General features: G+C 45.1%; 17 protein-coding genes and 1 tRNA gene. 4 read left to right on the top strand and 14 right to left on the bottom strand.

The annotated features are described in order from the left end of the window. Window position 1: 1 nt before the first annotated feature. From phnK to H150_RS0110540, 9 genes are all read right to left on the bottom strand, one after another. Window positions 2-832: a phosphonate C-P lyase system protein PhnK gene (gene phnK / locus H150_RS0110580; RefSeq protein WP_019959036.1), complete on the bottom strand. Its 831-nt coding sequence runs from the start codon at window positions 830-832 to the stop codon at window positions 2-4. 2 nt (window positions 833-834) lie between these two features. Further along, window positions 835-1,683, bottom strand: coding sequence for an alpha-D-ribose 1-methylphosphonate 5-phosphate C-P-lyase PhnJ (locus tag H150_RS0110575; RefSeq protein ID WP_019959035.1), 849 nt, complete (start codon window positions 1,681-1,683; stop codon window positions 835-837). Continuing rightward, on the bottom strand, window positions 1,680-2,783 hold the full coding sequence (locus H150_RS0110570; RefSeq protein WP_019959034.1) for a carbon-phosphorus lyase complex subunit: 1,104 nt from the start codon (window positions 2,781-2,783) through the stop codon (window positions 1,680-1,682). The genes H150_RS0110575 and H150_RS0110570 overlap by 4 nt, the downstream gene beginning before the upstream one ends. Further along, entirely contained in the window at window positions 2,774-3,385 is a 612-nt protein-coding gene (phnH, locus tag H150_RS0110565; RefSeq protein WP_019959033.1) for a phosphonate C-P lyase system protein PhnH, read from the bottom strand. The genes H150_RS0110570 and phnH overlap by 10 nt, the downstream gene beginning before the upstream one ends. Next, window positions 3,385-3,852 (bottom strand): phosphonate C-P lyase system protein PhnG, encoded by a 468-nt coding sequence (gene phnG / locus H150_RS0110560; RefSeq protein WP_019959032.1) that lies wholly within the window; start codon window positions 3,850-3,852, stop codon window positions 3,385-3,387. Before phnG ends, phnH begins: the two co-directional genes overlap by 1 nt. Window positions 3,853-3,894: 42 nt before the next feature. Beyond that, window positions 3,895-4,683, bottom strand: coding sequence for a phosphonate ABC transporter, permease protein PhnE (gene phnE, locus H150_RS14290; RefSeq protein WP_019959031.1), 789 nt, complete (start codon window positions 4,681-4,683; stop codon window positions 3,895-3,897). Window positions 4,684-4,704: 21 nt separating this feature from the next. Then, a complete protein-coding gene (phnD, locus tag H150_RS14285; protein WP_019959030.1) occupies window positions 4,705-5,655 on the bottom strand; it encodes a phosphonate ABC transporter substrate-binding protein in 951 nt (316 codons plus the stop codon). A gap of 30 nt (window positions 5,656-5,685) precedes the next feature. Continuing rightward, entirely contained in the window at window positions 5,686-6,492 is an 807-nt protein-coding gene (gene phnC / locus H150_RS0110545) for a phosphonate ABC transporter ATP-binding protein (protein ID WP_040755900.1), read from the bottom strand. Between the two features lie 317 nt (window positions 6,493-6,809). After that, a complete protein-coding gene (locus H150_RS0110540; protein ID WP_019959028.1) occupies window positions 6,810-7,157 on the bottom strand; it encodes a dihydroneopterin aldolase in 348 nt (115 codons plus the stop codon). A gap of 63 nt (window positions 7,158-7,220) precedes the next feature. Between H150_RS0110540 and plsY the strand changes: the two genes are divergently transcribed. Together plsY and H150_RS0110530 are read left to right on the top strand one after the other, a co-directional pair. Next, the gene (gene plsY / locus H150_RS0110535) at window positions 7,221-7,826 is read left to right on the top strand and encodes a glycerol-3-phosphate 1-O-acyltransferase PlsY (RefSeq protein WP_026353651.1); all 606 of its coding nucleotides are present in this window, start codon (window positions 7,221-7,223) and stop codon (window positions 7,824-7,826) included. A gap of 137 nt (window positions 7,827-7,963) precedes the next feature. Continuing rightward, the gene (locus H150_RS0110530) at window positions 7,964-9,190 is read left to right on the top strand and encodes a uracil-xanthine permease family protein (protein WP_019959026.1); all 1,227 of its coding nucleotides are present in this window, start codon (window positions 7,964-7,966) and stop codon (window positions 9,188-9,190) included. Between the two features lie 15 nt (window positions 9,191-9,205). Here the strand turns inward: H150_RS0110530 and H150_RS0110525 are convergent, their stop codons facing one another. From H150_RS0110525 to gshB, 3 genes are read right to left on the bottom strand one after another with little or no spacing between them, the layout of a single operon-like run. Beyond that, the gene (locus H150_RS0110525; protein ID WP_019959025.1) at window positions 9,206-9,691 is read right to left on the bottom strand and encodes a copper chaperone PCu(A)C; all 486 of its coding nucleotides are present in this window, start codon (window positions 9,689-9,691) and stop codon (window positions 9,206-9,208) included. 13 nt (window positions 9,692-9,704) lie between these two features. After that, on the bottom strand, window positions 9,705-10,118 hold the full coding sequence (locus tag H150_RS0110520; RefSeq protein WP_019959024.1) for a diacylglycerol kinase: 414 nt from the start codon (window positions 10,116-10,118) through the stop codon (window positions 9,705-9,707). Beyond that, window positions 10,115-11,068 carry a glutathione synthase gene (gshB, locus tag H150_RS0110515; protein ID WP_019959023.1) on the bottom strand — a complete coding sequence of 318 codons (954 nt, stop codon included), beginning with the start codon at window positions 11,066-11,068 and terminating at the stop codon, window positions 10,115-10,117. The genes H150_RS0110520 and gshB overlap by 4 nt, the downstream gene beginning before the upstream one ends. 323 nt (window positions 11,069-11,391) lie before the next feature. Between gshB and H150_RS0110510 the strand changes: the two genes are divergently transcribed. Then, window positions 11,392-11,475 (top strand) — tRNA-Tyr (locus H150_RS0110510). Window positions 11,476-11,515: 40 nt separating this feature from the next. Here H150_RS0110510 and H150_RS0110505 read toward each other — a convergent pair. Then, complete coding sequence (locus H150_RS0110505) at window positions 11,516-12,019, bottom strand: hypothetical protein (protein ID WP_155970549.1); 504 nt, start codon at window positions 12,017-12,019, stop codon at window positions 11,516-11,518. Window positions 12,020-12,231: 212 nt separating this feature from the next. Here H150_RS0110505 and H150_RS0110500 point away from each other — a divergent pair, with 212 nt between their 5' ends. Further along, window positions 12,232-12,777: an NADPH-dependent FMN reductase gene (locus H150_RS0110500; protein ID WP_019959021.1), complete on the top strand. Its 546-nt coding sequence runs from the start codon at window positions 12,232-12,234 to the stop codon at window positions 12,775-12,777. Between the two features lie 228 nt (window positions 12,778-13,005). On the opposite strand, the gene gloB is transcribed toward H150_RS0110500, so the two are convergent. Next, window positions 13,006-13,758 (bottom strand): hydroxyacylglutathione hydrolase, encoded by a 753-nt coding sequence (gene gloB / locus H150_RS0110495; RefSeq protein ID WP_026353650.1) that lies wholly within the window; start codon window positions 13,756-13,758, stop codon window positions 13,006-13,008. Window positions 13,759-13,770: the final 12 nt, after the last annotated feature.

Genomic DNA, 13,770 nt, shown 5'->3' with positions numbered 1-13,770 from the left:
ATCAAGCCTGTAAAATCGAAGAAACCAACAATTGTGTGTAAGGATGTTGCGGATCGTCCAAAATTTGGTCGGTCAATCCGCTTTCAACCACACGCGATTTTTGCATCACCAGCAATCGATCCGCGAGCAAACGCGCTACCGCCAAATCATGCGTCACCAAAATGATGGACAAATTGTATTGGCGTACGAGCGAGCGGATTAAATCTAACAATTTCGCCTGCACCGACACATCCAATGAACTCGTTGGTTCATCCATAAATACCAAGCGTGGCTTGGAAATCAAATTGCGCGCTATTTGTAAGCGCTGTTGCATGCCGCCTGAAAACGTGCGTGGCAAATCGTTGATGCGCGCTGCATCGATTTCCACTTGCGTCATCCATTCTTTGGCCGATTCATGCAAAAAACCATAATGACGCACACCTTGTGCCATCAAACGCTCGCTCACATTCGCGCCTGCCGACACATTCATGCGCAAACCATCGCGAGCATGTTGCTCAACAAACCCCCATTCAGTACGCAACAATTGACGACGCGCAGCTTCGCTACAATCATAAACATCCACTGGTTCGCCATTACCATGAATGTAAATCAACTCACCATCATTGGGTAAGATACGGCCTGAAAGCAAAGACAACAAAGTCGATTTGCCTGAACCAGACTCACCCACAATCCCCAAAACTTCGCCGGGATACAGGTCAAAATTCACATTTTGGCAACCTTGATTGGGGCCATACAATTTGGTCAAACCACGCACACGCAACAAAGCTTGCGTTTCGGTTTCTGTACTGTTCCAAGCCGCTTGTGGGCTCACAGAATCAACATGGGTATTCATGCTCAATTTTTCTCTTTCAATACAGACTGTTGCTCACAATAATCGGTGTCCGAACACACGAACATGCGTGTGCCCTCGTCATCCATCACCACTTCATCCAAATAAGTGTGGCTGCTGCCGCAAATGGCACAAGGCTCATCCCACGTTGGAATGTCAAATGGATGGTCTTCAAAGTCCAAACTCACCACTTGTGTATAAGGCGGCAAAGCATACAAACGCTTCTCGCGACCTGCACCAAACAACATCAAAGCAGGACTCAGATTCAATTTTGGATTGTCAAACTTGGGAATGGGCGACGGATCCATGATGTAATGCTCATTCACTCGTACAGGGTAAGCATAAGCGGTCGCGATGTAACCGAATTTGGCAATGTCTTCATACAGTTTGATGTTCATCACGCCATAGTCTTTCAAAGCGTGCATGGTTTGCGTTTCGGTTTCCGATGGCTCAATAAAGCGCAAAGGCTCAGGAATCGGCACTTGAAACACCATCACTTGGCCTGAAGTCAAAGCTTGCTCAGGAATGCGGTGGCGCGTTTGAATCACAGTGGCCTCAGATGTGTGCGTGGTGGTCGCAACACCTGCGGTTTTGGCAAAAAATTGGCGAATGGATACGGCATTGGTCGTGTCATCCGCACCTTGGTCTATGACTTTCAACACATCACTCTGACCCAAAATACTTGCCGTCACTTGAATACCACCCGTTCCCCAACCATAAGGCAATGGCATTTCACGCCCGCCAAAAGGCACTTGATATCCAGGAATAGCAACGGCTTTGAGCAAGCCGCGGCGTATCATGCGTTTGGTTTGTTCATCCAAATAAGCAAAATTGTAATCTTGATGGGTGTTCATGCGTCTGCCTTTGTGGCTTGATTGTGTGAAGTGGCTTGTTTGCGGTGAATTTTGTGTATCAATTCCAATTCAGATTGGAAATCAACGTAATGCGGCAATTTCAAATGCGACACAAAACCCACTGCACTGACATTGTCACAATGTGCCAAAACAAATTCTTGCTCTTGAGCAGGTGACTCGATTTCCTCTTGATAATCTTCTGCACACAAAGCCCGATCGACCAAAGCCATCGCCATGGTTTTGTGTTCGGCATGACCAAACGCCAAGCCATAGCCACGCGTAAACACCACCTCATCGGTGGCTTCGTCTTTGACAAATTGCGTCAACATCTCGCATTCGGTCACTTCCAGCGCACCCAGAACAATCTCAAAGCCCAATTCCGCTGGCGTGAACAAAATCTCCACTTCACCGATGCGAATCTCGCCCACAAATGGATGATTGCGACCATAACCACGCTGAGTGGAATACGCCAAAGATATCAAAAAGCCTTCATCGCCTCGTGCCAAAGTTTGCAAACGCTCCGAGCGTTTCATCGGAAATTCTGTTGCATGGCGCGTCAAATCCTGACCGCCATCGTCTTGCGTATTGGCTTGCTTCATCAAACCTTCACGCTCCAACAAAGACATCACTGGCATGCAATTCATGTCTACGGCTTCTTCGCTTACAGGACGCTCTAAAGAAACAGGTTCACCTTCTGCAAGCAACGCAAAATCCAACAAGCGATGGGTATAATCAAAAGTCGGACCCAAAATCTGACCTCCGGGTACGTCTTTGTAAATGGCAGAAACACGGCGAGAAATCAGCATTTGATCGGTTTGTAACGGCACGCTGTCACCAAAGCGTGGTAAAGTCGTCCTGTAAGCACGCAACAAGAAAATCGCTTCGGTAATGTCGCCTGCTGCTTGTTTGATGGCCAAAGCTGCCAATTCTCGGTCGTACAAAGAACCTTCTGTCATCACTCGCGCCACCGCCAATGGCAATTGTTGCTGTATTTGCGCTACGGTCAATTCAGGCAAAGACGCATCACCTCGACGATACTGCGCCAACAATTGGTGTGCGGCGACAATCGCTTGCTCACCGCCTTTTACGGCTACATACATATTGCCACTCCTTCAAACTGCACTTGGGTCGTGCGCGGCAAACCCATTAATGAATTTTCCTGCGTGAATACCACGTCCACACCCAATGGAAACGACAAAGCACTGGCTCGTTGCAAACAAAACGCTTTGTCTATGGGCAAACTCACTGAACGATGATTCAAAATGCCCGATCCTTGCCAAATAGTTGCCATCTCGTGGCTATTTTCATTGTCATCCAATTGCACCAACATCGTCGCTGATTGCTCAGGCGAACGCTCGCTACCACGCTTGAGTTGGCGCCAATCCATGTTTTGCGCCATGGCAGCAGTCACCACCAAAAAATCAGCTTCAGCAACATCATTCACCACGACACAAGCACAATGAAACAACACGTTTTGCAGCATTTTGTCCGTTTGCAATTCTGGTGCAATGTACAAACACGTATCGCTGTCTAACATCGCTTGTAAAATCGACCAAGAGGCCGCATTCAAACCATCCAAAGCGTCCTGTAAAGCCAATTCTTGCCACAAACCCGGTTCGCTCAAAGCTTGCAATGTGGTACGAAACACGTTTTGAGCGTCCTGTACTGGCTGTTTGAAGCCCGCAATCAAATCTGTTTGCATCAATCTTCTCCTCGCACCATGGTGAAAAAATCCACTTTGGATGCAGCAACTTGTTGGGTGTGTTGCTGTTGTTGCTCACGCCATCGTTTTGCCAAAGGCTCAATCAAATGGCTTAACCAATAATCTTGTTGCTCGGTTTGCAAATGGGCATCTGCCAATGCAATCCAAGTCGCTTGTTGCTTGTTGCGACCCAAAACATAACCAAAACCCGTTTGACCTGTTTGCAAACGCAACACACAACGGCTCACCGTGGTTTCACCTAGGGCAAATGGGGCGCCCTGACCTTCGGTTCTGCCTTTGACCATGACCATGCCGACTTCAGGCTGGCGTATCCATTCATATTCCATGGCGGTCAAATCCGACTCAAATTCAGACAAATGCGCCGCTTGATGAGCCAATACTTGCAAGCAAAATTGACGCAATGCTTGTGGCTCGGTAGGCAATTGGACGCTAGAAGACAAATACATGATTTTTCTTTCTGACTTTTCAACGATGACTGTGAAATACAACTAAATAAAACGTTTACGTAAATATTGCGATACGGTGTCGATGATGCTGACAGTGACGATGATGATAATCATGATGGCGCATGTGCTTGGGAAATCGAAACCGCGCAAGTTTTCCCACAACAACACACCAATACCACCTGCTCCGACCATGCCCACAACCGTTGCCGAGCGCACATTTGATTCAAAACGGTACAGTGAATAAGAAATCCACAGCGGCATCACTTGTGGCAACACGCCATAAATGATTTCACCCATTTTATCGGCACCAGTAGCACGCACACCTTCGACGGGGCCTGGCTCAATCGCTTCGACCGCCTCAGAAAACAGCTTCGCCAAAGTACCCGTACTGTGTAAAAACAGCGCCAACACGCCCGGAAAAGGTCCTAAGCCAACCGCTGCGACAAATATCATCGCAAACACCATTTCATTGATAGAGCGCAACGCATCCATCGCGCGACGGGTGATTTGGCACAACCATTTCGGAGCAATGTTTTCCGCACACATCAAACCCAAAGGCACGGCACAAATAATGGCCAAAAATGTGCCCCAAATACCGATATACACAGTGATCAGCATCTCATCCAAATACGAACGCCATTGTGAGAAATCCGGTGGGAAGAAATCGCTCACCAATTGCCACATATTGCCCGCATCAGCCACCAACTTCAGTGGTGCCATTTCGCTACCATTCCAAGCCAAGGTTATGACAGCCAACACCACACCCCAAATCAAAGTATTCAACCATTTGGTTCTATGATTTTTTGCTGCTGGGATTTGCATTTGATTCATTTGCTTTTGATATCCTAAAAATTATGCTGCTTTTTTCTCTGCTGCTTGTTTTTTAAACGCTTCCAATTCACGAATGGGTTTTAATTGGTCGTTGTTAGAATCTTTGAATTTGCTCCAACCCAAATCATCCAAAATCTTTTTCTCTTCTGGCGTGCTGCCATAGCTTAAGAAGAAATCTTTCAATTTGATTTTGACTTCATCATCCATGTCTTTGCGCCACACCAATGGATCGGATGGAATTTCAGGCGAAGTCCATACAATTTTCAATTTCTTCACAATGTCAGGATTTTTTTGTTCCATAAATGCCCAACCTTCAGAGTTGAAAGTCGCCACATCCACTTGTTTATTCGCCACCGCCATCGCATTGCTTTCGTGATTGGCATTCAAAGTGCGTTTGAAAGCGGTACTTGAATCGACACCATTTTTAGCAAACACGTAATACCCTGGCACCAAGTTGCCTGAAGTGGAATTAGGGTCGCCATTGCCAAACGTCAATTTAGAAGCATTTTTTAAGACGTCTTGCTCGGTCATATAAGGGCTGTCGATATTGACAATCATTAGGCTGTGATAACCTGTGGTGCCATCATTGTTCACCGTTTGCGCAAACACTTCGCCATTGGCACGGTCTACCGCTTCCATCGCAGATTTATTGCCATACCAAGCCAAATCAATTTTTTGAAAACGCATCGCTTGAATCACACCAGCATAATCTGAAGCAAAAAATGGCTTGATGTCCAAACCCGTTTTTTGGCTCATTTCTGCTAAAAATGGCTCCCAAGTACTGCGCAAATTTTGTGAAGACTCGGTATTGATAATGCCGAACTGCACCACTTTTGGAATTCCTGTGGCATCTTTGATGGCTTTGGCTTGCTCTGCGGTGTCGCTGGTTTCTGGTGTTTTGCCACCACAAGCGGCCAAACCCATCGCCATAACTGACAAACCAACCCATTTTTGTAATGTTTGAATACTCATTGCGTTTCCCTTGATGACACTAAAATATGATTACTGAGATAAAACGACATTGGCAAAACTGGTGGAAGCTTCAGTCACTTCTTCCAATTGGGCCTCACTACCGTACAATTGATTTAAAAATGCATTGCTCAAAAGCGTGGTGGCATCATCAAACTGCACCACGCCTTGTTTCAAAGCCACCGTTCGTGGGCAATAACGACGGGCATAATCAACTTGATGCAAAGTCACGATGACGGTTTTGCCATCTTCTTGATGAATGTTTTGTAAGGTATTCATGACAATTTTGGCGGACTCGGGATCAAGCGATGCAATCGGCTCGTCTGCCAAAATGATGTCTGCTTGCTGCATCAAAGTTTTGGCAATCGCCACACGTTGTTGCTGACCACCAGACAATGTAGAAGCTCGCTGCAAAGCCAAATCCACCAACCCCACTCGTTCCAAACAGAGCAACGCTTGTCGTTTTTCAGCTTCGGTAAATGTACGGCTATAAGCGCGCCATTTTGGCAGGCGACCCAATGCCCCAATCAAAACATTATCAATAACAGATAAACGATTGACCAAATTGAACTGCTGGAAGATAAAACCAATTTTGGCACGTTGTTGCCGCACATTTTTAGACAGACGACCTTTGGACAATAAAGCCAATCCATTAATGCGAATGTCACCTTCTGCCGCTATATTCAAGCCATTGACATGACGTAATAAAGTGGACTTACCCGATCCTGATGGACCAATCAACGCCACCATTTGATTGCGCTCGAATGACAAATTGATATCAAATAAAACTTGTTTTTTACCAAAATGTTTGTTCAAACGATCAATTTGAATTGTCTGCATGGCTGCTTGCTCTGTGTTCATTAAAACGAGGGCAAGAATAAAATGACTTCATGACATCTCAATGTCAGTTTTTTGAAATTTATATGACAATCAACATGAGTAAATAACCCAATACAAAGGCTCAGAAGCTCAAAAAATATTGGGTGCTCACACTCTAAATACCCATCAAACCCATGATATTTTTTAAAAAGACACAATTTTTAATGATTAAAAAATCATATTGATATGACAAAAAAACAAAAAAATAAGCGTCCTGTAAAACCTTTACAGGACGCTTATTGCATATAAAAAAACCTTCACACCACCATCATGGCAGACTATTTTTGACGGGTAATTTGAATGCCCACTTCTTTAATCCCACTCAAAATCCCCGGTTTCACCACTTTCACCGTCACTTCTAACACGCCAGTTTGCGCCAAAATCAATTGAGCCGTGTGTTCTGCCACCGTTTCTAACAATTGAAATTGTTGTCCTTGCAAATCATCACGCACCAAATGGGCAATGTCTGCGTAAGAAATGGTATTGCCCAAATCATCTTGGCGGTTCTCATTGGATGCCATACCGACTGTCACATCTAGCATCAATTTTTGCTTTTTTTGGCGTTCCCACTCAAACACGCCCACCAAAGTTTCCACACCCATGCCATTTAAAAAAATGATATCCATTGTCTGTACATCTTTCTCAGCGTAAAATTTTTGTTTTGGCATTTTAGTGAAAAATCGATGGGTATTGTAGATATTTTGGTCATAGTAATGGCTTATTTGCTGGGCTCACTGTCTTTTGCAGTGATTGTATCCAAGTCCATGGGCATGGCCGACCCACGCAGCTATGGCTCGGGCAATCCGGGAGCAACCAATGTGTTGCGCAGCGGCAAGAAAAAAGCAGCGGTGTTGACTTTGCTTGGCGATGCTTTAAAAGGCTTGGTCGCGGTGTTGATTGCCAAATACTTATGGGATGCAGGCTCTATTACCACCACCACAGTCGCTTATGTGTCAGTAGCGGTATTGGTGGGGCATATGTGGCCCATCTTTTTTGGCTTCAAAGGCGGTAAAGGTGTCGCTACGGCTGTGGGCGTGTTGTATGCATTGAGCTGGCCGGTGGCATTGATTTGCACCATGGTGTGGTTAATCATGGCTTTTGGTTTGAAAATCTCTTCATTGGCCGCTTTGGTCGCTACCGTGTTAAGCCCTGTGCTGTCGTTTTATTTTATGGATGAAACGAGTTGGTCAGTGGCGGTGATTGCCATTGCGGTATTGGTGTTGTATCGCCACAAAAGCAACATCCAAAATTTGCTTTCGGGCAAAGAAAGCAAAATCGGTCAAAAACAGCCATAATCACTGTTTTCCAGCAGCTTCCAAGCGTCCTGTAAAGTTTACAGGACGCTTTATTGCAATTGCTTGCTGAAATAATGACTAAAAACTGCGATAATTCGCATGTTAATTTAAATTAAAATTTTTTAAGGATACGTCGCATGCATCAGCTTAAGCTGGCTGTCTCAGGTGCGCAAATTTTATTTGTCGCCTTTGGCGCCTTGGTATTGGTTCCCCTGTTAACGGGTTTGAACCCTGCCATGGCATTATTAGGAGCAGGTGTCGGCACCTTGTTGTTTCAACTCATCACGAAACGACAAGTGCCAATTTTTTTGGGCTCATCGTTTGCATTCATTGCACCCATCATCTATTCCATCCAAACTTGGGGCATGGGTGCGACCATGTTCGGTCTGTTTTGTGCCGGCTTCATGTATTTCATTTTTGCGTTAATGATTCGCTTTGGCGGCATTGAAGCGGTCAACAAATTGCTGCCACCGGTGGTGATTGGCCCTGTGATTATGGTGATTGGCTTGTCTGTTGCGATGGTTGCCAGTGAAATGGCGATGGGCAAAGCAGGCGGCAACCAAGTGGTGGATTACACGCAATCGTTGATTTTGGCAGGCTTCACCTTCGCAGTCACCACAGTAGTAACCGTTTACGCCAAAGGCATGATGCGCTTGGTACCGATTTTAATTGGCGTGGCTTCAGGTTATGTATTGGCATGTTTCATGGGTTTGGTGGATTTGGATAAAATCGCCGCAGCGCCTTGGTTTGCGGTTCCTGTGTTCCACACACCTGAAATCAATTGGCAAGCGGCTTTGTTCATGTTGCCGGTGGCGATTGCCCCAGCCATTGAACACATCGGCGGCATCATGGCAGTCGGCAAGGTGACAGGCAAAGACTATACTAAAAATCCGGGCTTGGACAAAACCTTGGCAGGCGACGGTTTGGGCGTGTGTTTTGCAGGCTTGATTGGTGGCCCTCCTGTTACCACTTATGGCGAAGTCACAGGTGCGGTGATGATTACCAAAAATGGCAATCCAGTGATTATGACTTGGGCAGCGATTTTTGCGGTGTGCATGGCATTTTTTGGTAAATTCAACGCTTTATTGGCGTCTATCCCAATGCCTGTCATGGGTGGTATCATGATTTTGTTGTTTGGTACAATCGCGTCTTTAGGCTTAAAAACTTTGATTGATGCCAAAGTGGATTTGATGAATCCGAAGAATTTGGTGATTGTCAGCACCGTTTTGACCACAGGCGTGGGCGGTATGTTGGTGCAAATTGGCAGCTTCAGCTTCGCTGGCGTGGGCTTGTGTGCGGTATTGGCCATCATTTTGAATATGATTATTCCTCACCGACCTGAAGTCGATGAGGTTCAATCCTAATCTAAAACCCTATTATCAATGGTGATTGTGGTGCTCATTCTGAGAATGGGCACCATTTTTTTGATGCGTCGACACCATGCCTTCGCCGTTGTTCACCGTCACTGTCACCGTTTGGCTGCGACCTGATGCATATTTCAACACCAACGGAAACGTTTGTTGCAATTTCAACGGTTGTTTCAAACCCATCAACATCACATGCAAGCCACCCGGTTGTAAAGTCACATGACCCTCTGCTGCCACCTCAATTTGAGCCACTTGGCGCATGCGCATCACACCATTGTCATGGATATGATTGTGTAACTCCACTTTTTTCGCCACCGGTGTGGTCGCAGACACCAACGCATCCGCTTCTTTACCCGTATTGTGTAATTGCATAAATACCACGCCCGTAGGCGCTGTTGCTGCTGTCATCCGTGACCAAGCGGCATCTGCCACCACTTGAGCTTGTGCACTGGCACTGATTGCCACCAAAACGGCTGCCGCCATCCATTTTTTCAACATTTATTCTCTCTCATTAAAACCAAAATGACACATAATCGCGCCACAAAGCCATTGTCCAAACACATGCCAACAACAACAAAGCCAAAGTCTGTGCCGCTGAGCCCGTGTCTTTCGCTCGTTTTGCCAATGGATGCTTGTCCAGCGAGGTGTGGTCTACCGCCGCTTCAATGGCGGTATTGAACAACTCGACAATCAAAGTCAAAAATGACGCACCCAATAAAATCAGCTTGGTATTCAAACCAAAGTTCAAAATCAACAAACCGATTACCAATGCCGCATTCAACCACAACAATTGCCGAAAGCCTTGCTCTTCACAAGCGGCCTGTAAGCCATCTTTAGAATAACCACAAGCATTGATAATGCGTTTTAAGCCTGTTGTGCCTTTGATCTGTTCTGCATAACTTACAGGACGCTTGTCATCATTCATTTTGCATGTGCCTCAACCGCATCAATGAACAATGCCGCCACATCCAAGCCTTTTTGCTTCATGATTTCTTGGAAACCTGTCGGACTGGTGACATTCACTTCGGTCAAATAATCACCAATAATATCCAAACCCGCCAACACAATGCCGCGGCGCATCAATTCTGGTGCCAAAGCTTCAGCAATTTCCATGTCACGCGCACTCATCTCTTGCGCCACACCTTTTCCGCCTGCTGCCAAATTGCCACGCGTTTCACCATTTTGTGGAATACGTGCCAAAGCATATGGCAACGGTTTGCCATTGATGACCAACACACGTTTGTCGCCTTGCACAATTTCAGGAATGTAACGCTGCGCCATGATGGTGCGTTTGTCGCCCAATAACAAAGTTTCCAAAATCGCGCCAATATTGGCATCGTCTGGCCGAATGCGGAAAATGCCCATACCGCCCATGCCGTCCAATGGTTTGACAATGATGTCGCCATGTTCGGCTAAAAATTCACGTACTTGCGCACTCGATGTCGTCACCAAAGTCGGCGCTGTAAATTCAGAAAAATTCAAAATCGCCAATTTTTCGTTGAAATCACGCATCGCCTGTCCACTGTTCAGGACGCTTGCACCTTGCTCCGCTGCCATGGTTAACAATTGTGTGGCATACAAATATTGCATATTAAATGGCGGATCTGTGCGCATGATAACTGCATTCAACTCATTCAAAGCCAATATTTGTGGGTCTTGATAATCAACCCACGCATGATCGTTGTCATGAGTGGCGCCTAAAAACTCAAACCCACGCACCCGTGCTTTGACCAAGCCATCGGCAATGAACAAGTCTTCACTGTAACAATGAAACAATTGATGACCGCGTTGAGCCGCTTCGCGCATCATCACATAGGTGGTGTCTTTGTAAACTTTGAATGTTGCCATGTCATCGGCAATGAATAAAATGTTCATTGATTGAGCGTCCTGTAAAGTTTTGAGCCATTGTAGCACCGCTATTGTGCTTATCGCAGCCAAAATCATTCCAAATAAATGGCTCTAGGCGGTGTTTTGAGGCAGTTTACCCTGCTTAACCTATTCTAACGCAAGACCACATCCCTATTTTCGACTGGCAAAACCACGTTGACCAACCATGATCCATTCAAAATAGTTTAATCGAACATTTTATTTGAAAATGGTTTTATTTTTAAATCAATAATATATGAAAAATATTCAAAAATTAGCCTGATTGGATTTGACACCCAATCAGGCTTACTATATTATTCGACTTCTGATGTGGAGGGATTCCCGAGCGGCCAAAGGGGGGAGACTGTAAATCTCTTGCGAAAGCTTCGAAGGTTCGAATCCTTCTCCCTCCACCACAGAACACTATCTGCCTATTGGCAGCTTTTTTTTGGCCGTTTATCCCGCAATGGTACAAGATACTCGGGTATTGCCAGCGCCCGTTGTACTCACATAGTCTTGCCAACTGCCCTGACCAAACAAGGCATTCAAAGCCGCACGGTTTTTCGCAGGACTGCCTTCTGCCACCCAATAATAACCAACACTCTCATAAGGCGACGACACCACGTTCAAAGCCACTCGATTAACATACAAACCAAACCGCTCCACATTCACACCCAAAGCCAATTGTTGCCCATTGACACTTTTCAAAACTTCCGCCGCTTGTATGCCTGTGTAATTTACCCCTTTGACTTTCAAAGTTTGCTTGCTCGGCATAAACTGGTATGTAAACCCCTCATCATATGCCACAGCACCCATCGTCAAATGCAATAAATGGCTATTATCCACATCGCAAGACATCCCCTTTTGACTGAGTAATTGTTGCACTGTCACACTTTGACCTTGCACATACAGCGATGTAAAGCTCAAACACACCATCAAACCCCAATATTTTCCTACCATTGCTGGCTCCTTTTGATTGACCATCTGCGCCTCATCATTTTGAGCAATATCTCTTTTAAATTCAAGCAATATGCTTTTGTCTTGCATCTAAAATACCATATGATTTCTTTTCAATTAATGATTGTTGCCAAATTAACTATTTTCAGGACGGCGAACCATTCCTTATAATGCCAACTTCATTTTAATATCCCACATCCGCATAAGGAAAAAACATGAACATCGTGGCATTCGGTGCAAGCAATAGTAAGCAATCCATCAATCAAAAATTGGCAACATTTGTCGCAGGTGAAATAGAAAACCATCAAGTTCGTATTTTAGACTTGAATGATTTTGAAATGCCGATTTACAGCGTAGAGCGCCAAGCAGACGGCTTTCCAGCTCAAGCACAAGCTTTCTTAGATGAAATCAACGCCGCTGATGGCATTATTATTTCTTTGGCCGAACACAATTTGAACTTTAATACTGCATTCAAAAATATTTTGGATTGGGTATCACGCATCAATATGACGTTCTTAGAAGGCAAAAAAATGTTGGTATTGTCAACTTCTCCAGGCGGTTTTGGCGGTGGTAATGTCATGGAAGTGGGCTTGAAATATTTTGGTTTTGCCAAAGGTGAAGTGGTAGCAAGCTATTCTTTGCCAAGCTTCCAAAACAATTTCCAAGAAGGCGTAATTGTGAATGAGGAAATTCAAGCAATTGTGGCGGAAAAATTGGCGACTTTTGTACAAGCTTTAGAAACTGCTGACGCTGCGAACTAAATCCTTTTCAGTTTAAACTGATATTTTATGTGTCAAGCCACTGATAAACAGTGGCTTTTTCAATTCATCAGAATCCATCAGTGGATATTTCAATGGATGAATATGAAATGACTTCTAAATGCATTATGTTACTTTAAGCATAATTTAAAAACCAATTTGACCACTTCTACACCAACAAAAGCGTCCTGTAAACGTTACAGGACGCTTTTCATACCACCATTACATCTACTAAAATTGATTTTTCAATTGGCGCAATGACGCAAATACAGCCGCATCATTAATCATACTCATGCCTTGTAGCGCTACTTGTTGTTGAATTTGCTCGCTGTCTAAGCGCAAAAATGGATTGATGGCTTTTTCATGCGCCAAAGTCACAGGTAAAGTAGGCGTGTCGGTTGCCACTGCTAAAGCGGCAATAGCAGCTTGATTATCAGGCTCAACGCTCAAGGCAAAACGCAAATTGCTGGCAGTGTATTCGTGAGCAGGATAAAACAAAGTGGCATCAGGCAAGCTCTGAAAACGTGCCAAACTGTGTTGCAATTGCTCTATCGTGCCACAAAATACCCGTCCACATCCTGCGCTAAATAAAGTATCGCCACAAAATACATGTGGTGCAGCGGTTCCGTGGATGGTCAACAAATAAGCGATATGGTTATGCGTATGTCCCGGAACTTCCCAAACCACAACAGGCTCACCCAAAACATCTAACACATCACCTTCTTGCATTGCCTGTGTCACACAAGCAATATCCTCAGGACCATAAATGATGGCATCGGGAAATGCCTCTTGTAAATCTGCCACGCCACCTATGTGGTCTCTATGGTGATGGGTAATCAAAATACTGTGCAATGACAAGCGATGTTGTTGCAAATACGCCAACACAGGTGCAGCTTCGCCAGGGTCGACGCACACAGCTTGTTCGTTTGCTTGCATGAGCCAAATATAATTGTCATTAAAAGCGGGAATGGGGGTTATCGTCATCATGTCTGTTAT

Source organism: Vitreoscilla stercoraria DSM 513 (assembly GCF_000382305.1).
Taxonomy (GTDB): domain Bacteria; phylum Pseudomonadota; class Gammaproteobacteria; order Burkholderiales; family Neisseriaceae; genus Vitreoscilla; species Vitreoscilla stercoraria.
This window is presented reverse-complemented; position numbering and strand designations above follow the sequence as displayed.